This window comes from Streptomyces sp. NTD91 (assembly GCF_059510455.1).
Genome location: NZ_JCAJZW010000067.1, coordinates 1 through 21494 on the forward strand (window position 1 = coordinate 1; position 21494 = coordinate 21494).

Here is a 21494-nt window from a genome sequence, read left to right on the forward strand (position 1 = left end):
CGGCGTCCGCGGCGTCTGGTGCGGTGCATCGCAAGGCGGAGGGTCGTCCTCGTACCGGGCGTACGCGGACGATCCCGACAACGCGGCGAGGTGCCGTGCCAGGCGTCGCGGACCAGACGGGACTTTCGAAACACGCCCTAGACCCCCGCCGCCTTCCGCTCCTCCGTGGTCAGCGGGGGAGCCGGAAGCGGGGGCTTCAGGGGTCCCACCGCCGCGGCGACCAGCACGCTCGGCGCCAGCAGTACCGCAGCTCCCCGCTCCAGGGAGGTCACATCGGTCACCCGGCGTGCGATACGGCCGTTCCCGGTCGCGGTGTGCATCAGGCGCCCCACGTACGCGGCAAGGAGCCGGTCCCGCAGAGTCGGACCGGCCTGTGTCGCGCCGGGGTAGAACACGTCCTGCCCCAGCGCCAGGTCCCACGCCGCGCGGACCGGGCGGGCGACCGCCCGCTGCACCCGGCGCGCCAGTCCGGGTGTGCCCCAGCCGTGCCGCCGTATCACCTCGCGGAGCAGCACCGCACCCTGCGCGGCGGCGGACAGACCGTGGCCGTAGACCGGGTTGAACACGGCGAGCGCGTCGCCGAGGACGGTGAAGTTCTCGGGCCAGAGCGGCATGCGCTCGTAGAAGTGCCGACGGTTGAGCGTGGAGCGGGTGACCGTCACGTCGGACAGCGGCTCGGCGTGCTCGAGCAGCTCGCCCAGCAGGGGGTGGCGCAGCCTGTCGCGGGCGAAGGGGACGAACTCCTCGTTCACGGCGGAGGGTTCGCCGCCGCGCGTGCCGGCGAGGGTGACGATCCAGCGGCCGTTCTCGACGGGGAGCAGGAAGCCGGAGCGGCCCGGACCGTCGGCCCGCGGGTCGAGTTGCAGGTTGACCACCGGGAAGTCCTCCCGGGCCGCCTCGGGGGCGAGGAAGAGCCGGCTCGCATAGACCAGGCCCGGGTCGGCCTCGCGTACGCGCGGCGCGGGCAGCCCCAGCTCCGCCAGCCAGTGTGGGGCCCGGGAGCCGCGCCCGGTGGCGTCGACGACCAGGTCGGCCGGCAGGGTGCGCTCATCGCCGTGCCGCGTCCGGATCCGCACGCCGGTCACCGCGGTGCCGGTGCCGGTGAGGCCGAGCGCCTCGGTGCCGTCGAGGAGTTCGACGAGCCCGTCGGCGAGGACCCGCGCGCGGATCGTGGCGTCCAGGAGGTCCCGGCCGGCCAGGATCACCTGGTGGGACTCGGGCCAGCGCCGGAACCAGCCCTGCGCGGAGAGGGCGACCACGCCCGTGGTGACGGGGTGCCGGCGCCCACCCGCCGCCTCGAGCGCCTCGGTGATCCCGGGCAGCAGCTCCTCCACGGCCCGCACGCCGCCCGACCACAGCATGTGGGCGTGCCGCGCCTGCGGCAGCCCCCTGCGGGGCTCGGCGCCCTCGGGCAGGGTGTCGCGCTCGACGACGACGACCCGGTCGGCGGACCCGGCCAGCGCGCGTGCCGCGAGCATGCCGGTGTGGGATCCCCCCAGCACGACCACGGTTCTGGCGGAGGAGGAGGCTTCACTCATGCGCGGGCACGCTCTCTGCCGGGGCGGTCGCGCGGGCGCGTACCGCCGTGATCTCGTCGGGGTGGCGGAGGGCTTGGGACACGGCCTGGATCTCCTGGAGGAGGTACGTGGTGTCCGGGTCGGAGGGGGAGCCGGCGGCCTCGTCGCGGGGCGGACGCCCGCCGCCGGCCGCGTCCAGCAGCGTCACGGCGGCGGCCAGGGCCCTGGCCCGGCCGGGTTCGCAGCCGAGGGCGAGGGCGGCGTCGTACGCGCGCGTGCGCAGGTCCTCGTCCAGGCGCCGGGAGAGTTGCAGCAGGGCGTCGCGGATGAAGGTCTCGCGGCGGATCAGGCGCAGTTCGGCGGGGGCGTGCGGGGCGAAGGGCTCACGCTCGCCGGTGACGGTGCGCGTCAGCTGGTAGAGGGGGCCGAGCGCGCGGTGACGCAGCCGCACGTGCCAGCGCTCCTGCAGATACTGGCCGACGTGCGGGACGATGAAGCCCGCCGCGACCAGGCTGGCGGAGACGCAGGCGCCCGTCGGTGCCACGTTGGTGCTCAGCCAGTCCAGGTCGTGTCCCGTCCACCGGGCCACGACGGCCGTGAGTTTGGCCGCGTCGAAGCACAGATTCGTGGCGTAGCCCACGCCCAGCAACCGAAGTCCCCAGCGCAGCCAGACGTCGAGGCCGTCGGTGCGTTTCCAGTTCCAGATCAGCCGGGCCGTGATCGAGCAGGCCACGGTGTGGGCGACGAGGTAGAGCAGGATCTCCTCGCGCATGAACGGCGTGGTGGCGTAGTAGGTGTCCAGGTCCCGCAGCCGCTCCACGGGCACGTCCGCGAGGGCGAACAGCACCCACAGGGCGACGACCACGCCCGCGTAGGCGGACACGACCCAGCGGGTCGTCCGGCGCGTGCGGGCCGCGTCGGAGCGGCCGTTGCGCCAGGCGGTGATCAGCAGCAGCCAGGACGCGCAGAGCGCGGTGAGCAGCGAGTACACCCAGGGCGCGGAGATGTTCGGCACTCCGGTGACCCGGTTGGTCCAGGCGACGGTCCGGGGGGCCGCGAAGACGAACACCGCGCACGCGAACAGCAGCAGACCGCCGACGGCGCGCAGCAGGGGGTCCCGCCACATCTTGACGATGCTGGGCAGCTTGATGACCAGGGCGACGGCCAGGACGGCCGTCGGGATCCAGAAGGAGACGGAGATCTCGCCGAGCAGCCTCGGCAGACGGGACGCGAGATTCACCGCGCGGCGCCTCCCTTTCCCGACGATCGGTTCGCCTCCGGGGCGTCGGCGCGTCCCTTCGGCTCACGGCCTTCCGTACGTCCGCGATAGCCGAGGGTCCGCTGCACCGGGCCCGGGGGACCGCCGGGGCCGGCCAGGTGGCGGCGGAACCGGGCCGCCAGGCGGTGCCCGAAGTCGTCCGCCTCGGCCTCGTCGGTCTCCCGGGAGCCGTTGCGGGCGGCCACCGTGAGGGGCGTGTCCCGCCAGCCGGGCGCGTCGGCGAACGCGCGGGCGGCCGCGTCACCGGCCGGGCCGGGGTGCCGGTGACCGGTGTGCAGATGCCACAACTCATGACCCAGGATCACCAGTTGCTGCACGTCCTCGGCGCGCTCCTCCACGATGACCAGGTCGAAGTCGGCGAACTCCAGCCACAGCCCGGTGACCTCGATCTCGTCCGGGAAGCGCTCGAAGCGCAGGTGCACCGGCCGCCCGCCGCGCAGGGCGCTCATCTCCTCGCACAGCGCCCGGCACAACTCCCGTACTCCGTCGGGTGTCTCCGGCCGCGCGTGGACGGCGGCGGCGAGGCCGGCCGCCAGCGCGCGCATCGCCGGACCCGGGCGGGAGCGCCGTAGCCGTGCGGTCAGGCGTGCCGTGCGATCCCGCGCGCCCGCGATGCCCATCGGTCCCCCTTCCGCCGGTCCGAGGGTACGCGTGTCGGCGTGTCCCCGTCATGGGATCGCGGCGAGCTTCGTCGCACGGCCGGCACCGATGAGGAACCCGCTGGTGAGATTGTGCCGCACCCATTGACGCGGAAGCGCTTCGAATCTACGGTCCCGTTCGAAGTTACGAGCACCATTCGAAATATAGAACGGCTCCTTTCGCTCCTTCGAACCTCGGACGGTGAGGGCAAGGCATGGGACAACCTGGCCTGGATCGCAGGCAGCTCCTGGGAGCCGCGGCAGGACCGGCGGCGGGCGCCCTCGGCTTCGCCGCACTCGGCACCGGAGCCGGCGTGCTCGCCTCACCGCGCGCACCCGCGTGCGGTACTCCACGGCAGAGCCTTCGCCTCCGGGACGGCCGATCCCCGGAACGCCATCGCCCCGGCGGTCGTCCGCGCCGACGGCAGGCTGCCGCCTGGCGAACCGCCCCGACGCCCGGTACGCGGTCGAGGGCGCCTCGGTCGTCCACCACGGCGCGTACTCCTGCCTGTTCGTGTCGTACGACGCCTGTCGCCGGGGCGCGAACTCCACCGACAAGATCCGCGTGGGCCGCGCCACCCCGGTGACGGGCCCCTGCACCGACAGCACGGGCACGCCGACGCCGGAGGGCGGGGGAGACCTCTTCCCGGAGAGCCACGGCCGCCGCACCGGCCCCGGCGGCGAATCGGTCTTCCGCACCCACGGCAGGACCGGGCCGGCCTGCCACTACTACGACGCGAACGACAACGGCGCCCCGAAGCTCGGCCTGGACCAACTGGGCCGGAGTTCCCGCGGGCCTGTTCCGAAGTGACTCGAAAGGACCCCATGAGCAAGCGCACCGCCCGCTTCACCCTCGACCCCGCCTTCACCATCGGCCACGTCGACCCCCGCCTCTTCGGCTCCTTCGTCGAACACCTCGGCCGCTGCGTCTACACCGGCATCCACGAACCCGGTCACTCGACGGCGGACGGAGCCGGACTGCGAACCGACGTTCTGGACCTGGTCCGCGAACTCGGCGTCACCACCATCCGCTACCCCGGCGGCAACTTCGTCTCCGGATACAGTTGGGAGGACTCGGTGGGCCCCGTCGAGGCCCGCCCCCGCCGGCTGGATCTGGCCTGGCACTCCACCGAGACCAATCGCTTCGGGCTGTCGGAGTACATCGCGTTCCTGAGGAAGCTCGGCCCCGAGGCCGAGCCCATGATGGCCGTGAACCTCGGCACACGCGGTGTCGCCGAAGCCCTCGAACTCCAGGAGTACGCCAACCACCCCTCCGGCACCGCCCTCTCCGACCTGCGCGCGGCCCACGGCGACAAGGAACCCTTCGGGATCAGGCTGTGGTGTCTCGGCAACGAGATGGACGGGCCCTGGCAGACCGGGCACAAGACGGCCGCCGAGTACGGCCGGCTCGCGGCCGAGACCGCACGGGCCATGCGCCGGCAGGACCCCTCCGTCGAACTCGTCGCCTGCGGCTCCTCCAGCCAGGCCATGCCCACCTTCGCCGAATGGGAGGCGACCGTCCTCCAGGAGACCTACGACCTGGTCGACTACATCTCCCTGCACGCCTACTACGAGCCCACCGAGGGCGATGTGGACTCCTTCCTCGCCTCGGCCGTCGACATGGAGTCCTTCATCGAGAACGTGGTCGCCACGGCCGACCACGTGGGCGCGAGGCTGAAGTCCAAGAAGAAGATCAAGCTCTCCTTCGACGAGTGGAACGTCTGGTACCTCTCCCGCTGGGAGGAGCACGCCGAGACCCTCGACCGGTCCGACTGGCCGCAGGCACCCCGGCTGCTGGAGGACCACTACAGCGTCACCGACGCCGTGGTCTTCGGCTCGCTGCTGATCGCCCTGCTCCGGCACGCCGACCGCGTCACCGTCGCCTGCCTCGCCCAGCTGGTCAACGTCATCGCGCCGATCATGACCGAGCCGGGCGGCCCGGCCTGGCGGCAGACGACGTTCTTCCCGTTCGCGCAGGCGTCGAAGTACGGCCGGGGCGAGGTCCTCGACGTGCGCGTGGACTCGCCGACGTACGAGACGAGGAAGTACGGCGAGACGGACCTGCTGCACGCCACGGCGGTCCGCGCGGCCGACAGCACGGTCACCGTGTTCGCGGTCAACCGCAGCCGCGCGGACGCCCTTCCGCTCGAGGTCGCCCTCAGCGGGCTGGAGTTGACGGCCGTCACCGAGCACAGCGCGCTCGCGGACACCGACCCCGACGCCCGCAACACCCTGGCCGACCCCGGGCGGGTCGTCCCGCACCGGGTCGAGGGCACCGCCGTGGCGGACGGCACCCTCACCGCCGTACTGGAACCGCTGTCCTGGAACGTGATCCGGCTGGCCTGATCACACCGGCGTGACCGGCGGGCCGCCCGCCGCCCGGCCGAGCAGTGTCAGACGTACCGACCCGGGGCCCGACAGCGTGGTGAACTCCGAGAGGACCGCGAGCGCGAGGGTGTTGGTGCCTCGGGTGCGCAGGATGCCGTTCGGCAGCACGAAGGTGTGCTGCGGGCCCACGTTGTTGATGTACTGGCCCAGGTTCCAGCCGTTGAGGAAGATCTGCGCCCGGTAGGCGCGGTACGGATCGTCGTCCAGGGTCAGGCCGACCGAGGCGTCGACGTCCGCCGGGACCGACAGTCGGAAGGTGGTCCGGTACCAGGTGACGCCCTGGTACCGGGCGGCGCGCGGGAAGCTCACCTTCTCCCAGTCGTGGTCCGGGAAGCCGGGCAGGTGCCAGCCCTCCCGTTCGCCGTACAGGCCGCCGTTGTTCATCGGGCCGCGCACGGGATCGGGGGCCGCCGCACCCTGGATCCGCCAGCTCGGCTTCGGCGAGCCGCCCTTGAACGCGACGGCCGTCAGACCCCGGGCCGCCTTGTGCGTGTCGAGCGCCTTGCCGTCCTCGTCGTGCTGCATGCGCCGCACGAGCAACGAGAGCACATGCCGGCCGGGCGAGCGCAGCGCGGCACGGATCGGGAAGACCGCCGTGTCCGTCCACGTCCCCTTGCGGATCGTCGTGTCCCTGTCCGGCACCGGCATCCGGTGGGTGCCCAGCGGGTCGCCGTCCAGCCAGGCCATCAACAGGCCCTGCGTACCGGTGCTGTACGTGAGCGAGACCTCCTCCAGGCCGGTCGCGTCGCTGAAGGAGCCGCGGTACCAGACGTCTCCGTAGTGGAAGCCGTAGTCGTCGGCGAAGAGGACCGGCTGGCCGCCCGGGACCGGCGTGGTGCTGAACGACGCCGTCCTGTCCGCGACCGTCCAGTGCGAGTCGTCGAAGCCGGGGCCGGCCTCCGGGTTCTCCGTGCGCATCCGCCAGCCGCCCAGCTCGGGCAGCCGTACCTCGGGGACGGCCGGGAGCAGGCCGGTGGTCATCAGGCTGCCGGACAGGGTGACCCGGGTGGGCAGGGTGCGGCCGTTCCACACCAGGGTGTCGATCCCGCGCGGCCCCCACACCTCGACGCTCGTCGTCTCCGTGACGTCACCCGTCAGGTGGACCTCGGAACCGCGCAGTTCGACGTGGCGCAGCAGCGCCGGGCCGTACACCAGCAGGGTCCCGGACGAGGTGTCGTACGGGAAGATGCGTACGGCGGTGGCGTCGTCGGCGAAGAGCAGCAGCAGCGGGGTGTCGGTCTCGCCCTTCTGCACCAGGACACGGGTCAGCCCGCCCTGCCCCAGCGGCACGTTCACATGCAGCGAGTCGTCGTCGAGGACCCACGCGGCCTCCGGGTCCAGCCGCATGACGCTCGGCTCGACCGGGCACCTCAGCACCAGTTCGGCCATGTCGTCGTGCCGCCCCGAGAACACGGCGATGTCCTGCCGCCCCGCCGTCACGCACATGACCGGCTCGGCGGTCGCGTACTCCAGCGTCCGTCTGCCCAGCTTCAGCCCGGTGGTCAGCAGCCGGGCGTCCCTGCCGGGCACGGTGATCCGCACCCGGCCGGCGGCGGTCGGCAGATCGGTGGTGACCGCGTCCGTGCCGTCGTTGCGGGCGACGTAGACGTGCGCGCCGGTGTCCGGGTTGGTCAGGTGGTAGACCTTCAGGCCCTCGGCGTGCACGTCCGCCGCCCGGTCCAGCTTGGCGAAGTCGGGCACACGCTGGAGCAGATGCCCGAGCTGGTGCATCGGCGCGATCTTGTCGGTGACGTTGCGGGCCTCGTCGATGGCGGCGCCGTAGTCGTACGACGTGTAGACCACCGGCGCGGGCAGCCAGCCCCAGGAGGTGCCGCCGAAGGTCATGTAGACGTTGTGCAGGGTGAGCCCGTTGGCGAGGTTCGTGAGGTAGAAACGGCGTTCGTAGGCCGCGTCCCGGGTGCGCCGCGACTCGGCGTACCCCTTGCCGTCGAACCAGGCCCCGCCCCACGGGTCGAACCAGCCGCCGCCGAACTCGGGCACGAACCCGGGCGTGGACGGCGAGGCACTGGCCCCGCCCTTCGCCCCGCCGGGCCCGAACGTCCCCCAGTCCGGCGGGGTCTGCGACGGCGAGGGATACCCGTCGAAGCCGTACAGCCAGCCGCCCTTCTCGCCGCCGGTGTCGAAGGAGCCGGGCGTCCAGTACCCGTTGCGGCCCTTGTCGTTGTGGAACAGCGGGACGTCGATGCCGTCCGCCCGCACCTTCTCGTAGAGGTGGGACATGTACGCCCGGCCGGTGGCGTCGCCGGCGTGGGCGTCGTACTCGTTCTCGATCTGGTACAGCAGGATGGTGCCGGTGCCCTGGGTGAACTGGTGCCTGCGGGCGATCCGGTTCACCTGGGTCAGCCACTCGTCGACGTGCGCCAGGTAGGCGGGGTCGTCGGTGCGGGCGGTGCCCTTCGTCGCCGTCAGCCAGCCGGGGAAGCCGCCGCCGTCCACCTCGGCGTTGATGTACGGACCGGGCCGCAGGATGACGTACAGGCCGGTCTCGGCCGCCATCCGCAGGAACAGGTCCAGGTCGCGGACGCCGGTGAAGTCGTACTTCCCGGGCGCGGGGGAGTGGTAGTTCCACGCCACGTAGATGCTCACCGCGTTGTACCCGTGCGCCCGCATCTTCTGCAGCACGTCCCGCCACAGAGACGGACTCGGCAACCGGAAGGGATGCATCTCGCCGGACCACACGACCAGCCGTCTGCCGTCCACCAGCAGCGAGTAGCGGTCGTAGCCGATGGTGTGCGGCCGGCCGTCGGGGCGGGGCGGGGCGGGTGCCGGGCCGGTGGGCACGCTGCGCGCCGCGTAGGCCGAGGGCGCCCCGGGGCCGCCGCTGCCGCCCAGGGCGAGCCCGAGCGCGGTCGAGCCGGCCAGGGCACTGAAAGTACGTCTGCTGAGCGCCAAGGTGGATCCTCCCGGGCGATCTTACGGGGCGCGGGTGCGGCCATTCTCCACGCGGGCACGCCCCACGACGGACCCATGAGGATCCCGGCTCGGGCGGATCACCCGGTACGGGCGGTACTGGAGCTGGCCGTACGGCAGGGTAACGGCCCGGTGAAGGGGGACGAAATCGCCGCCTCCCGGGGCACCGCACGAGTTCCCGAAAGGAATCCTGGGCGACCCCGGGCGGGCCGGGGTCGCCGACAGCCGGGACGGCGGGGGCGGCGGCCGCCGGCCGACCCGGGGAGCGGCCGAGATCACGGTCGCCGATGTGATCTGCGCGGTGGACGGCCCGATCGTCCCGGTGCGCGGCGGACGCCCCACGCGCCTCGCCCGCACGAAGACGGCCCCGTGGTTGCTTCCGCCGCGGATCGCGCTGCGCGCCCCCGTCCGCCGGATCCTCCAGGGTGTCGGCCTCGCCGACCTCGCGGCGGGACCGGGGGCCCAAGACCCCGAAGGGGATCGGCGCGCACGACGGTGCGGAGGGGTGGTGTGAACGGCCGGTTGTGAATGGCCGAAGTGGACCCTGCCGGGGGTGAGCGGGGCTTCCTACGATGCGGAGCGCTTCACCGCTTCACAGGTTCCACACAGACCCCCCACATCCGACCTCGGGAGAAACTCATGGCTGGTGGACTCCTCCTGGGCGGCGCCGTCGCGGCGCTGCTCACCACCGCGCTACCCGCTCACGCCCCCTCCTCGGGCGTGTTCGACAACCCGCCCCCGGACAGGATCGTCATCGACGTGGCGACCGTGAACGGCTCCGGTTGCCCCGCGGGCACCGCGGCCGTCGCCGTCTCGCCGGACAACACCGCCTTCACGGTGACCTACAGCGCGTACCTCGCCCAGGCCGGCGGTGCCTCCGACCCGACGGCCTTCCGCAAGAACTGCCAGCTCAACCTGATCGTCCACGTCCCCCAGGGCTTCACCTACGCGATCGCCGAGGCCGACTACCGCGGCTTCCTCTCGCTCCAGCCCGGTGCGAGCGCCGCACAACGGGCCTCCTACTACTTCCAGGGTTCCTCGCAGACCGTCCCCAGGACCCACCCCTTCTCCGGCGCCTACGACGACGACTGGCAGGCCACCGACACCACGGACTGGGCCCAACTGGTCTGGGCACCCTGCGGGGTGGAGCGCAACTTCAACATCAACACCGAGCTGAGAGTCAACGCGGGGACCACGTCCCCCGACAAGGTCAGCTTCATGACGATGGACTCGACGGACGGCGACATCAGCACGGTGTATCACCTGGCGTGGAAGCAGTGCCCGAGCGCATGAGAGCCACGGCACCGACCACGGCGCCCGGCCGTCTCGACCCTAGGCCCCCGCCGCATCGGGCCAGCTCCGCGCGTTGGGCCACCCGGTGGCCGGAGCGGGGGTCAGGTCCGTCGCGGGAGCCGTCATGCCCCGCACCTGAGCCGCCGTGAGCCCGCCCCGGGCCGGAACTCCGGGCGGCGTGGGCGCGACAGCGACCGCGGCAGCGGGCGCCGGCACCGGTGCAGGCGTCTGCTGAGGCGCCGCAGGCACTGGCTGAGCCGCCGCGGGCGGTACCGCCGCGGGCAGCGGCATGCCGGTGCCTGCGGCGGGGGCGGGCGGCATGGCCTGGGCCTGCGCGGCCAGGCCCTGTACGCCGGAGCCGTTGGTCTCGCTGACCAGCCGGTCCACCGCCGCCGTACCCGAGCTGTAGCTGGTCCCGGTGCCCAGCTCGGGTACGGCGGCTCCCCTCCTGGACCCGTAGAGCACCTGCTCCAGGCCGGACACCAGGCGACGCACGTCGACCTGGGGGCGCACCACGAGTCTCAGGAAGCGGCTGGAGGAACCGATCTTGTTGCCGCACTCACGGACCAGGATCCGGTGCTCGGTGAGCATCCGGTCCCGGACCACCGTGCCCTCGGCGCCGACGGGCAGGCGGACGAACAGGAAGTTCCCCTGCGAGGGGTACACCGTCAGGCCGGGGAGTGCGGAGAGGTGGCTGGCCATCTCCAGGCGATCGCGGCGGACTTGCTGGAGGCTCTGGGCGTACTCGGTGCCGTGCTCCCTGAGCATGAACACCATGTGCTCGGCGAGGGAGTTGAGGTTCCACTTCGGGAGCATCGAGCGGATCCTGCCCGCCAGCGCGGGGTTCGCGACCAGGTAGCCGAAGCGGATGCCGTGCAGGCCGAGGTTCTTGCCGAGGCTGCGCAGGACGATGACGTTCGGGCGGAGCATGGCTTCCTGGGCGACGCTCGGCTCGGCCTCCGCGTCGGCGAACTCCAGGAAGGACTCGTCCACGACCACCAGGTCCAGGTCGGTCATGGCGTCCAGGAACTGGACCACCTGCTGCTTGCGCAGATAACCGCCGTCGGGGTTGTTGGGGTTGCAGACCACCGCCACCCGGGACCCGCGCTTGTGGATGAAGGCGGCGTACTGCGCCAGGTCCAGGGCGAAGCCGCTCGCCTCCTGCAGCGGGAACATGTCGACCCGCTTGCCGGTCTCCATCGGCTGGTCGGTCCAGCGGCCGAAGGTGGGGACCGGTATCGCCAGCGATTCGCGGACCAGGAGGTGGTCGATCCAGGTGAGGAGTTCCGTCGAACCGTTGCCCATCGCCACGCACTGCGGCGGCAGTCGCAGGAGGCTGCACAGTTCGCCGGTGACGGTGTCGGCGCTGCTCGGGTAGTAGGTGATGATCTCGCGCAGCCGGGCCGCCAGCTCGTCGTACATGGCCGGGGTGGGGAAGTACGGGTTGCAGGGGACACAGAAGTCCACCGGGCCGGTTCCGTCGCCGCCCTCTCGTGTCAGCGCCGCCATCGAGGGGCTGTGCGCGGCGGTGCCGCGGAACAACGACGTGACGTTGCCGGACAAGAGGACCTCCGTTCAGGGTGGCCCGTGCGGGGGAGCACGGGCCACCCAGGAGTACGGAGGCTCCGGGGCCGCCGTTCAACTCAGGCGCTGAACCGGTGGATTGTGGTGGTTCGGTACGTCTGACCCGGCCGCAGCACGGTCGACGGGAACGCCGGCTCGTTCGGCGAGTCCGGGAAGTGCTGGGTCTCCAGGGCCAGACCGTCGCCCTGCCGGTAGGTGTGGCCGGACTGGCCGACGAGGGTGCCGTCGAGGAAGTTGCCCGAGTAGAACTGCACACCGGGCTGGTCGGTGTAGATCTTCAGCGTACGGCCGGAGGCGGGGTCGCGGAGCGTCACCACGTGCTCGGGCCGTGCGGTGACGCCCTTGTCCAGTACGAAGTTGTGGTCGAAGCCCTTGGCGGTGACCAGCTGCGGATGTCCCACGCGGATGTCCCGGCCGACCGGCTTGGCATGCGTGAAGTCGAACGGGGTGCCCTTGACCTTCGCCTGCTCGCCGGTGGGGATCAGACCCGAGTCGGTGGGGGTGTAGCGGCTCGCGGCGAGCCAGAGTTCGTGGTCGTAGATGCCTCCGCTGCCCTCGCCCGCGAGGTTGTAGTAGGTGTGGTTGGTGAGGTTCACGACCGTCGGCCGGTCGGTGGTCGCCTCGTAGTCGATGCGCCAGTCGCCGTGCCGGGTCAGTGTGAAGGTGACCTTCGTCCGCAGCGTGCCGGGGTAGCCCATCTCGCCGTCGACGCTCGTGTAGTACAGGTGCAGGCCGACGTCGGAGCCGGAGGTGAAGGGCTCGATGTCCCACACCTTGGTGTTGAAGCCCTTGGCACCGCCGTGCAGGCTGTTCACGCCGTCGTTGACGGACAGCTGGTACTTCTTGCCGTCCAGGGTGAACTGTCCCTTGGCGATGCGGTTGCCGTAGCGGCCGATGGTGGCGCCGAAGTACGTCGTGCCCTTCACGTACGAGTCGAGGTCGTCGTAGCCGAGGGACACGTTGGCGTACCGGCCGTGCCGGTCGGGGATCTCCAGGGACTGGACGATGCCGCCGTAGGAGAGGACCTTCAGCCGGGTGCCGCCGTTCTCCAGCGACCACCGGTGCACCTTGGTGCCGTCGGCGAGCGTGCCGAACAGTTCCTTCACCGGCCTACGGCCTCCCGGTGAACCGGCGGCGGCCTGGGCGCTGCCCGAGCCGAGGGTGGTGGTGGCGAGCCCCGCGGCCGCGGCGCCTGCGATGACCGTGCGTCTGTTCAGTTCCATGCAGCGGCTCCTGAAAGAGGAGGGGCCCCGCCCGTAGCGGCGGGGCCCGATCTGACCTACGAACCGGACTTGCGCTTGTTCCACACGTCGAACCCGACCGCCGCCAACAGGGCCAGGCCCTTGATGACCTGCTGCCAGTCGGTGCCGACGCTGAGGAGGTTCATGCCGTTGTTCAGCACGCCGAGGACGAGACCGCCGATGATGGCGCCGAGAACGGTGCCGACACCGCCGCTCATGGAGGCGCCGCCGATGAACGAGGAGGCGATGGCCTCCAGTTCGAAGCCGTCGCCCGCCTTCGGCGAGGCCGCGTTCAGGCGGGCGGCGACCACCAGACCCGCCAGGGCCGCGAGCACGCCCATGTTCAGGAAAACCTGGAAGGTGATGCGCTTGTCCTTGACACCGGACAGCTTGGCCGCGGGCAGATTGCCGCCGATGGCGTAGATGTGCCGGCCGAAGACCGAGTTGCGCATGACGTAGCCGTAGCCGCCCACCAGGACGCCGAGGATGATCAGCACGATCGGTGCGCCGTCGTAGCTGGCGAGCAGCATGGTGAGGGCGACGATCGCGGCGACCAGCGCGACGAGCTTGAGCAGGAAGAGGTTCCTCGGCACCACGTCGAGGGAGAACTCCTGCTGACGGCGCCGGTCGCGCACCTCCTGCCACACCACGGCGGCGACCAGGACGATGCCGAGGAGGAGGGTGAGGTTGTGGTAATTGGTGTTCGGGCCGACCTCGGGCAGGAAGCCGTTGCCGATCTTCTGCAGGCCGTTCGGGAACGGGCCGAGGGTCTGGCCCTTGAGGAGGATCTCGGTCAGGCCGCGGAAGAGCAGCATTCCGGCGAGGGTGACGATGAACGACGGTATGCCGAAATAGGCGATCAGGAAGCCCTGTACGGACCCCGCCACCGCGCCCACCAGCAGACACAGCACCAGGGCGACGGGCCACGCCACATGGTGCTGCACCGTCAGCACGGCCGCGAAAGCGCCCACGAACGCCGTGATCGAGCCGACCGACAGGTCGATGTGCCCGGCGATGATCACCAGCATCATGCCGATCGCGAGGATCAGGATGTAGCTGTTCTGCAGCACCAGGTTGGAGACGTTGCGCGGCAGCAGCAGGTCGCCGCCGGTCCAGATCTGGAAGAGGACGACGATCAGGCCGAGCGCGATCAGCATGCCGTACTGGCGCATGTTGCGGCGCAGGCCGCCGAGTACCAGCTGCAGCAGCCCCCCGCCGGCGCTCGGGCCGGACCTGCCCGGCGGCGCGGCGGCCGGGCTCTTGTCGGTGACGTCCGTGCTCATCGCGTTACCTCTTTGTCCTTCGTCATCTGGCGCATCAGCACTTCCTGCGTGGCCTCGGCCCGCGGCACCTCCCCGGTGAGCCGCCCGGCGGCCATCGTGTAGATGCGGTCGCACATGCCGAGCAGTTCGGGCAGTTCGGAGGAGATGAAGACGACCGCCTTGCCCTGGGCGGCGAGCTGGTCGATGACCGTGTAGATCTCGTACTTGGCGCCCACGTCGATGCCGCGGGTCGGCTCGTCGAGGATCAGCACATCGGGCCCGGCGAAGATCCACTTGCTGAGGACGACCTTCTGCTGGTTGCCGCCGGACAGCTTGCCCACGGGCTCGAACACCGTCGGCGCCTTGATGTTCATCGACGTGCGGAAGCCCTCCGAGACCTGCCGCTCCGCCTGCTCGTCGACCACGCCCCGCTTGGCGACCTTCTTCAGGGCGGTCAGCGAGATGTTCCGGTTGATGGTGTCGATGAGGTTGAGGCCGTAGTGCTTGCGGTCCTCGGTGACGTACGCGATGCCGTGCCCCACCGCCTCCGCGACGGACCTGGTACGGATCTCGACGCCGTCCTTGAGGACCGTGCCGCCCGCGTAGCGGCCGTAGGTGCGGCCGAAGACGCTCATCGCGAGTTCGGTGCGGCCGGCGCCCATCAGGCCCGCGATGCCGACGATCTCGCCCCGCCGGACGTGGAGCGACACATGGTCCACGACCTTGCGCTGCTGGTCGATCGGGTGCAGCACGGTCCAGTCGCGGATCTCCAGCGCGGGCGCCGCGCCCTCCTCCGGCCGGTGCGGGGTGCGCTCGGGGAAGCGGTGGTCCAGGTCGCGGCCCACCATGCCGCTGATGATCCGGTCCTCGGTCGTCTCCGGGGCCTTCACGTCGAGCGTCTCGATGGACCGCCCGTCGCGGATGATCGTCACCGAGTCGGCGACCCGGCGGATCTCGCCCAGCTTGTGGGAGATGATGATCGAGGTGATGCCCTGGTTCTTCAGCTCCAGGATCAGGTCGAGGAGCTTTCCGCTGTCCTCGTCGTTCAGCGCTGCCGTCGGCTCGTCCAGGATGAGCAGCTTCACCTCCTTCGACAGCGCCTTGGCGATCTCCACGAGCTGCTGCTTGCCCACGCCGATGTCGGCGACGCGGGTCTCCGGGTGCTCGTCGAGGCCGACGCGGCGCAGCAACTCGGTTGCGTGGCGCAGGGTTTCGCGCCAGTTGATGAGCCCGCGCGTGGCGTGCTCGTTGCCGAGGAAGATGTTCTCCGCGATGGAGAGGTACGGCACCAGCGCCAGCTCCTGGTGGATGATGACGATGCCGCGCTGCTCGCTCGCCCGGATGTCCTTGAAGCGGCAGACCTCTCCCTCGAAGAGGATCTCGCCCTCGTAGGTGCCGTGCGGGTGGACGCCGGAGAGGACCTTCATCAGAGTCGACTTGCCGGCGCCGTTCTCCCCGCAGATGGCGTGGACCTCGCCCTGCCCGACGGTCAGTGTGACGTCCGACAGCGCCTTGACACCGGGAAAGGTCTTGACGATCGAGCGCATTTCCAGGACGGGTCCCGCCATGGTCGTGCCTTCCAATCCGTAGGGAGCGGGACTTACTTGAGCTCGGACGCGGTGTAGTAGCCGCCGTCGACCAGGACCTGCTGGTAGTTGGACTTGTCGACGCTGACCGGCTGCAACAGGTAGGCGGGCACGACCTTGGTGCCGTTGTTGTATGTCCTGGTGTCGTTGACCTGGGGCTTCTTACCCTTCAGGGCGTCGTCCACCATGGTCGAGGCGACCTTGGCGAGCTGCCGGGTGTCCTTGTACACGGTCTGCGTCTGCTGACCGGCGATGATCGACTTCACCGAGGCGAGCTCGGCGTCCTGGCCGGTGATCACCGGCAGCGGGTTGCCGGCCGAGCCGTAGCCGTCGGACTTCAGCGCGGACAGGATGCCGATGGAGATGCCGTCGTACGGCGAGAGCACCGCGTCGACCCGGCCGCTCTTGTAGGAGGAGGTGAGGATGTCCTCCATGCGCTTCTGCGCGGTGGTGCCGTCCCAGCGCAGGGTGGTGACCTGGTTGAGCTTGGTCTGCCCGGACCTGACCACCAGCTGCTTCTTGTCGATGTACGGCTGGAGCACGCTCATCGCGCCGTTGAAGAAGTACTTGGTGTTGTTGTCGTCGTTCGAGCCGGCGAACAGCTCGATGTTGAACGGGCCCTTCTTGCCGGCGTCCAGACCGAGCTTGTGCACGATGTAGGTGCCCTGGAGGACGCCGACCTTCTCGTTGTCGAAGGAGGCGTAGTAGTCGACGTTCGGGGTGCCGAGGATCAGCCGGTCGTAGGCGATCACCGGGATGTGCGCCGAGTGTGCCTCCTGGAGCACGTTGTTCAGCGACTTGTTGTCGATCGCCGCGATGATCAGGCCCTTGACGCCCTGCGTGATGAGGTTCTCGATCTGCGAGACCTGGGTGCTCGGGTCGTCCTCGCCGTAGACCAGCTTGGTCTTGTAGCCCTTGGCCTCGAGGTTCTTGACGACGTTGTTGCCGTCGGCGATCCAGCGCTCGGAGGACTTGGTCGGCATCGCGATGCCGATGGTGGCCCCCTTGACGTCACCTGTCTTCTCCTTGCTGCCGCCCGAGCTGTTCTGCCCGCAGGCGGTCAGGGTCAGGGCGAGCGAGGCGGCACCGGCTATGGCGGTGAGTGCGGCTCTGCGGTTGCGCATGGTGTTTCCGTCCTTCGTCGACTCGTCGTTGAGAGGTCAGGCGTTGCTGGGGAAGCGGTTGAGGGGACCGGGCAGGCGGGAGCCGAGCGGTGCCATGTCGCCGTCCGCACCGTGCCGGGCGAGCAGGTCCAGGGCGAGCCGGCCGCGCCGCACCCGCTCCCGGGCGGTGTCCAGGGTCACGTCCCGCAGATGCCCGCCCCACGGGTAGATGCCGGGTGCCTTGGACAGGCCGAACTTCAGGTAGAGCGGTGCGCCGCGCCGGATCAGCTCGGCGACCTCGTACATCCGCACATAGCCGCCGAGATCGTCGGGGGCCTCGATGTACATGTCCATCGGGGCGCGGGACACCCGGCGGATCTCGGTGAGGTGGTCCAGCGTCAGATCACTGGGCACGTTGACGGAGTCGGCGCCGAGCCGCTCGAAGACGGCGTACGAGGCCGGGTTGACGGGGCCGATGAGCGCCGAGACCTTCAGCGTGGTGTCGGCCGGGATGATGCCGTTCTCCCGCGCCCGGTGCAGTGTCCACAGCACGCCCTCGTCGGCGACCAGCAGGCACTTGACGCCCAGCTCGGTGGCCCGTACGGCGTCCTCGACGCAGCCGGCGACGGCGTCGTGGCCCCGTGCGCGCAGCCCGGCCCCCCGCGAGTCGGAGCGGACCGAGCCACCGATGTCCCAGGTGCCGCGCGGGCCGGTGAACAGGCAGAGTTCGATGTCGCGCGCGGCGGTGGCCTCGACCATCTCGGTGATCTCGGCGTCGGTGAGCATCCACACACCGCTGCCCTGGCTGATCCGGTGGATCGGCACGTCGAGACGCGACGACTCCTTCAGGACGACCGCCAGCGCTTCGGGACCCTCGCACGAGGGGATCTCGGTGCGCCAGCGGCCCCCGCCGGGGAAGCCGTGCGCGGAGGCGTCGGCGGGGTCGAGGGCGGGCGCACCCAGGCCGAGGGCGGTGAGTGCCTGCTCACCGGGTCGGCGGGCCGCCGTGGCGGAAGCGTCGGTCGTCACAAGCTGTCCTTTGGGTGTTCGGTATTTCGGACGAGGTTCGCGGCTCTGGGCGTGAAAGGGGCACTGGGCACACAGGGCGCCTTGCACTGGGCACACAGGGCGCCTTGGTGGTACGCCGGTCAGGACGCCGTCAGGTCACGCCCTGGCCGGCGTACGTCTCTAGGGGCGGAGCAGCACCTTGCCCACCTTCGGATCGCCGGCCCCGGCCAATTCGATGGCCTGCGGGAACTCGGTCAGCGGCAGCTCGTGCGTGACAAGCGGCAGCGGGTCGAGCAGTCCGGCGCCGAACACCCGCACCGTGTGCGCCCAGGCGTCCGGCGGCGCCCCGAAGACGGTGTACACCTCCAGTTGCCGTACGACGAGATCCGTCGGGTCGAGCCCGTCCGCGCCCGGCGCCGGGATCCCGGTCAGGACCAGGCGCCCGCCGCGCCGGAGCAGCGAGGCGGCGGTGCGCGCGGCGGACGCGGACCCGGCGGTCTCGATCACGACGTCGAAGTCGTCGGGGAGTTCCTGGTCCTTGAGCCGGAAGCCGCTCGCGCCGAACTGCCGGGCGAGCGCCTCCCGGGCGTTCCCTGTGCCCACGACGAGCAGCTCGGCCGGTGAGACCGCCCGCAGGAACTGCACGGCGAACATCCCGAGCGTGCCGGTGCCGACCACCGCGACCCGTTCGCCCGGCAGGGCGTTCGCCTTCAGGGCCGCCGCCGCGACGCACGCGGCCGGCTCCAGCAGGGCGGCGGCGGTGAGGTCGGCGTCCTCGGGCAGCACGTGCAGCAGCCGGGCCGGCAGGGTGAGCGTGGCGGCCATGGCGCCGGGCCGGGTGAACCCGGTCTCCTCGTACCCGGCCGTGCACAGCGTGGTCTCGCCCGCGTGGCACCGGTCGCACACCTGGCAGTTGCGGAAGCCCTCACCGACCACCTTGCGTCCGACGAGGGAGGCGGGCGCCCCGGCACCGACCGCCCGGACCGTCCCGGACCACTCGTGGCCGGGCGTCAGCGGGTAACGGACGTACCCCTCGGGCCGGTTGCCCTGGTACACCTCGCGGTCGCTGCCGCAGATGCCGACAGCGTGCACGGTCACGAGCGCCTCGCCGGGACCGGGCTCGCGGGGAGTGTGCGGCTCGACCCGGTGCTCACCGGGCGCCTGGACGACGACCTGCGAGCTCACTGGTCGTCCTTCGGGTCGCGCTTCTCCCAGCCCTCGGCCCACAGGTCGAAGTGGGCCCGCTGCTGCGGGAACTCGGCCGCCGCGTCGACATCCAGCTCGACCCCGAGCCCCGGCGCGTCGGACAGGTGGAAGTACCCGTCCACGACCTGCGGCGCGCCCTTGACGACCTTCTTGATCTCCGCGTCCGCGAAGTCGTTGAAGTGCTCGAGGATCTTGAAGTTCGGCGAGGTGAAGCCGACCTGGAGGGAGGCGGCGGTGAGCACCGACCCGCCCACGTTGTGCGGCGCGACCAGCATGTAGTGCGTCTCGGCGGTGGCGGCGAGCTTGCGGGTCTCCCAGATGCCGCCGATGTGGCCGACGTCCGGCTGGATGATGTCCACCGTCTGGCTGTCGAACAGCTCCCGGAACTCGATCCGGTCGTGGATCCGCTCGCCGGTGGCCATCGGGATGTCCACCTTGGCGGCCACCTTCTCCAGCGCCTTCAGGTTCTCCGGCGGCACCGGCTCCTCCAGCCAGGCCGGCTTGAAGGGCGCCATCTCCTTGGCCAGCCGGACGGCGGTGGCGGGGGAGAAGCGGCCGTGCATCTCCAGCATCAGCTCGGCGTCCGGGCCGATCGCGTCCCGTACGGCCTCGATCAGCGAGACGGCGTACAGCGTCTCCCGGTGGTCCAGCTCGAAGTGCCCGGTGCCGAACGGGTCGATCTTCAGCGCCTTGTACCCGCGCTCCATCACCCCCTGGGCGGCCTTGTGATATGCCTCCGGGGTTCGCTCGGTCGTGTACCACCCGTTGGCGTACGCCTTGACCTTGTCGGTCACCTTGCCGCCGAGCAGCTGCCACACCGGCACGCCCAGCGCCTTGCCCTTGATGTCCCAGCAGGCCATCTCGACGACGGCGATGCCGGACATCACGATCTCGCCCGCGCGGCCGTAGTCGCCGTACTTCATCCGGCGTACCAGGTCCTCGACCGCGAACGGGTCCGAGTCGAGAATGTGATTGGCCTCGGCCTCCCGCAGGTAGCCGATCAGCGCGTCGGTGTGGCCGAGCATCCGGGTCTCGCCGACTCCCGTGATCCCCTCGTCGGTGTGCACCTGGACGTAGGTCAGGTTGCGCCACGGCGTGCCGACCACGTGCGTGCTGATTCCGGTGATGCGCACGGCAGTTGCCTCTCAGCTGTTCGAGATTTCGTCACACGTTCGAAATGCTGGCGTGACAGTAAGGACGGGGCGGCAGGGGTGTCAATGGGTCGAACAGGTAACGGTTTCGGCAAGCCTTTCGAGAATTCTTTCGGTGCTCCACCAAACCTTCACAGGGGTGCCTAGGAACGGGACCGATAGGGAATCTAGTCTTCCGGCGTCATGGACTATTGCCACCCGTGCCAACGGCACCTCAACGGCGCCCTGGCCTGCCCCGGGTGCGGAACTCCCGTACGCGCCGCCGGGAAAGCGACCGTCGCGCACGCGCGCGCGGGCACGGGTGGGACACCGGACCCCGGCGGTCCGGTGCCCGCCGAAGCCGCCTACGGCACCCCTCCGCAGGCGCACGGCCCGTACGGTGCGTACGTCCCGGCGCAGCGCCACGGCTCCCCCGAGGAGTGGTACGCACCGTCCGGGGCCCACGCCGGCTCCGGACTCGCGAGCGCCCCGGGCCTCGCTGAACCCGACCCCGAGCCGGACCCGGGACCCGCCGCCGAACCCGACACCGGCGCCGCTCGCGCCGCCGGGCCGGACCCCGGGCCGGGTGGCCGGGCGGCCCGGCGGCGGGCGCGCGGCACGGTCACCGTGAGCCCCGCCGACGCCGACTCCAGCCGCCGCGACCGCAAGGCCGCCGCACACCGGCGCCGGCGGCGCCGTGCCGTGCTGCTCACCGCCGGATTCGTGCTGGCCGCGGGCAGCCTCGGCCTGGCCGAACTCGGTACGGACGCGCCCTTCTCGCCCTTCTCGAGCGGACAGTCCGACGGCGCCCAGGGTGCCGCCGCGGACGGCGGTGCGTCCTCCGCGTCCCCCGGCGCCACGGCCGGCCCGGCCGCCGGCGCGACCCCGGGCGCGGCCGGCTCCGCCTCCGCGGACGCCCCGGCCTCCGCGTCCGCCTCCAAGTCCCCCAAGGCCAAGCCCTCCAAGTCGCCCGGCGCCAAGGGCTCCGGCTCGCCGCAGCAGACCGCCGCTACCGGTTCCGGCGCCACCCCCGTGGCCCCGGCGCCCCCCGCGACCTCCCCTCCGGCCGTCACCCCGTCCAGCGCCCCCACGACCTCCCGCCCCTCCCCGACGCCCTCGCCGACCAAGAGCTGCACCCGCTTCCTGTGGTGGTGCACCTGAGCCGCACCGGTTCCGGTGACGGGGCCGGGCCCGGCCGCGCGCCACCCCGCGCCATCCGCCATCCGGGGCAGCGGTGACACCCATGGGCGCTGTCGGCGGTTGAGTCGAACGGGCACATCGCGCCGTACCGGTCTCGGGAACGTCCGCGGCGGGAACGGGCGTTGTGC

16 protein-coding genes and 2 pseudogenes are annotated in these 21494 nt (G+C 71.2%); 6 read left to right on the forward strand and 12 right to left on the reverse strand.

All coding sequences use genetic code 11. The annotated features are described in order from the left end of the window. Positions 1 to 137: 137 nt before the first annotated feature. Genes AC5WRT_RS36500 through AC5WRT_RS36510 form a run of 3 tightly spaced genes read right to left on the reverse strand, consistent with a single transcriptional unit; the run spans position 138 to position 3416 of the window. On the reverse strand, positions 138 to 1538 hold the full coding sequence (locus tag AC5WRT_RS36500; protein WP_496098468.1) for an FAD-dependent oxidoreductase: 1401 nt from the start codon (positions 1536 to 1538) through the stop codon (positions 138 to 140). Next, the gene (locus AC5WRT_RS36505; protein ID WP_496098467.1) at positions 1531 to 2757 is read right to left on the reverse strand and encodes an MAB_1171c family putative transporter; all 1227 of its coding nucleotides are present in this window, start codon (positions 2755 to 2757) and stop codon (positions 1531 to 1533) included. The genes AC5WRT_RS36500 and AC5WRT_RS36505 overlap by 8 nt, the downstream gene beginning before the upstream one ends. Continuing rightward, positions 2754 to 3416, reverse strand: a complete 663-nt coding sequence (locus AC5WRT_RS36510) for a toxin-antitoxin system, toxin component family protein (protein WP_496098466.1) — start codon at positions 3414 to 3416, stop codon at positions 2754 to 2756. The genes AC5WRT_RS36505 and AC5WRT_RS36510 overlap by 4 nt, the downstream gene beginning before the upstream one ends. A gap of 233 nt (positions 3417 to 3649) precedes the next feature. Between AC5WRT_RS36510 and AC5WRT_RS36515 the strand changes: the two are divergent. The 3 genes and pseudogenes from AC5WRT_RS36515 to arfA form a co-directional block, all read left to right on the forward strand. Further along, a pseudogene (locus AC5WRT_RS36515) lies at positions 3650 to 3783 on the forward strand (extracellular solute-binding protein); the annotation flags it as partial. Continuing rightward, positions 3775 to 4245 (forward strand): glycoside hydrolase family protein, encoded by a 471-nt coding sequence (locus AC5WRT_RS36520; RefSeq protein ID WP_496101005.1) that lies wholly within the window; start codon positions 3775 to 3777, stop codon positions 4243 to 4245. The pseudogene AC5WRT_RS36515 and the gene AC5WRT_RS36520, both read left to right, overlap by 9 nt. Before the next feature lie 14 nt (positions 4246 to 4259). Then, positions 4260 to 5780, forward strand: coding sequence for an arabinosylfuranosidase ArfA (arfA, locus tag AC5WRT_RS36525; RefSeq protein WP_496100996.1), 1521 nt, complete (start codon positions 4260 to 4262; stop codon positions 5778 to 5780). Here the strand turns inward: arfA and AC5WRT_RS36530 are convergent, their stop codons facing one another. Beyond that, entirely contained in the window at positions 5781 to 8735 is a 2955-nt protein-coding gene (locus tag AC5WRT_RS36530) for a glycoside hydrolase family 35 protein (protein WP_496100997.1), read from the reverse strand. It abuts the gene before it with no gap. Between the two features lie 75 nt (positions 8736 to 8810). Here AC5WRT_RS36530 and AC5WRT_RS36535 point away from each other — a divergent pair. Beyond that, a pseudogene (locus AC5WRT_RS36535) lies at positions 8811 to 9267 on the forward strand (Rrf2 family transcriptional regulator). A gap of 125 nt (positions 9268 to 9392) precedes the next feature. Further along, on the forward strand, positions 9393 to 10046 hold the full coding sequence (locus tag AC5WRT_RS36540; protein WP_496098463.1) for a DUF4360 domain-containing protein: 654 nt from the start codon (positions 9393 to 9395) through the stop codon (positions 10044 to 10046). Between the two features lie 39 nt (positions 10047 to 10085). On the opposite strand, the gene AC5WRT_RS36545 is transcribed toward AC5WRT_RS36540, so the two are convergent. The 8 genes from AC5WRT_RS36545 to AC5WRT_RS36580 all read right to left on the reverse strand — a co-directional run bounded on the left by AC5WRT_RS36545 (position 10086) and on the right by AC5WRT_RS36580 (position 20169). Continuing rightward, positions 10086 to 11609 (reverse strand): pyridoxal phosphate-dependent aminotransferase, encoded by a 1524-nt coding sequence (locus AC5WRT_RS36545; protein WP_496100998.1) that lies wholly within the window; start codon positions 11607 to 11609, stop codon positions 10086 to 10088. An 80-nt stretch (positions 11610 to 11689) separates the two neighbouring features. Next, positions 11690 to 12853: an aldose epimerase family protein gene (locus AC5WRT_RS36550; protein WP_496100999.1), complete on the reverse strand. Its 1164-nt coding sequence runs from the start codon at positions 12851 to 12853 to the stop codon at positions 11690 to 11692. A gap of 56 nt (positions 12854 to 12909) precedes the next feature. Beyond that, a complete protein-coding gene (gene mmsB, locus AC5WRT_RS36555) occupies positions 12910 to 14154 on the reverse strand; it encodes a multiple monosaccharide ABC transporter permease (protein WP_496098460.1) in 1245 nt (414 codons plus the stop codon). Next, positions 14151 to 15701, reverse strand: coding sequence for a multiple monosaccharide ABC transporter ATP-binding protein (gene mmsA, locus AC5WRT_RS36560; RefSeq protein WP_496101000.1), 1551 nt, complete (start codon positions 15699 to 15701; stop codon positions 14151 to 14153). Before mmsA ends, mmsB begins: the two co-directional genes overlap by 4 nt. Positions 15702 to 15733: 32 nt before the next feature. Beyond that, entirely contained in the window at positions 15734 to 16843 is a 1110-nt protein-coding gene (gene chvE / locus AC5WRT_RS36565) for a multiple monosaccharide ABC transporter substrate-binding protein (protein ID WP_496098458.1), read from the reverse strand. Between the two features lie 36 nt (positions 16844 to 16879). After that, positions 16880 to 17851 (reverse strand): hypothetical protein, encoded by a 972-nt coding sequence (locus AC5WRT_RS36570; protein WP_496098457.1) that lies wholly within the window; start codon positions 17849 to 17851, stop codon positions 16880 to 16882. A gap of 159 nt (positions 17852 to 18010) precedes the next feature. Further along, a complete protein-coding gene (locus AC5WRT_RS36575) occupies positions 18011 to 19015 on the reverse strand; it encodes a zinc-dependent alcohol dehydrogenase (RefSeq protein WP_496098456.1) in 1005 nt (334 codons plus the stop codon). Continuing rightward, the gene (locus tag AC5WRT_RS36580; protein WP_496098455.1) at positions 19012 to 20169 is read right to left on the reverse strand and encodes a mandelate racemase/muconate lactonizing enzyme family protein; all 1158 of its coding nucleotides are present in this window, start codon (positions 20167 to 20169) and stop codon (positions 19012 to 19014) included. The genes AC5WRT_RS36575 and AC5WRT_RS36580 overlap by 4 nt, the downstream gene beginning before the upstream one ends. A gap of 201 nt (positions 20170 to 20370) precedes the next feature. Between AC5WRT_RS36580 and AC5WRT_RS36585 the strand changes: the two genes are divergently transcribed. Next, entirely contained in the window at positions 20371 to 21327 is a 957-nt protein-coding gene (locus tag AC5WRT_RS36585) for an SCO2400 family protein (protein ID WP_496101001.1), read from the forward strand. Positions 21328 to 21494: the final 167 nt, after the last annotated feature.

Coding starts and splice junctions, on each gene's coding strand:
- AC5WRT_RS36585 (WP_496101001.1), top strand. CDS start 20,371: ATGGACTATTGCCACCCGTGCCAACGGCACCTCAACGGCGCCCTGGCC.
- arfA (WP_496100996.1), top strand. CDS start 4,260: ATGAGCAAGCGCACCGCCCGCTTCACCCTCGACCCCGCCTTCACCATC.
- chvE (WP_496098458.1), bottom strand. CDS start 16,843: ATGCGCAACCGCAGAGCCGCACTCACCGCCATAGCCGGTGCCGCCTCG.
- mmsB (WP_496098460.1), bottom strand. CDS start 14,154: ATGAGCACGGACGTCACCGACAAGAGCCCGGCCGCCGCGCCGCCGGGC.
- AC5WRT_RS36540 (WP_496098463.1), top strand. CDS start 9,393: ATGGCTGGTGGACTCCTCCTGGGCGGCGCCGTCGCGGCGCTGCTCACC.
- AC5WRT_RS36510 (WP_496098466.1), bottom strand. CDS start 3,416: ATGGGCATCGCGGGCGCGCGGGATCGCACGGCACGCCTGACCGCACGG.
- mmsA (WP_496101000.1), bottom strand. CDS start 15,701: ATGGCGGGACCCGTCCTGGAAATGCGCTCGATCGTCAAGACCTTTCCC.
- AC5WRT_RS36500 (WP_496098468.1), bottom strand. CDS start 1,538: ATGAGTGAAGCCTCCTCCTCCGCCAGAACCGTGGTCGTGCTGGGGGGA.
- AC5WRT_RS36550 (WP_496100999.1), bottom strand. CDS start 12,853: ATGGAACTGAACAGACGCACGGTCATCGCAGGCGCCGCGGCCGCGGGG.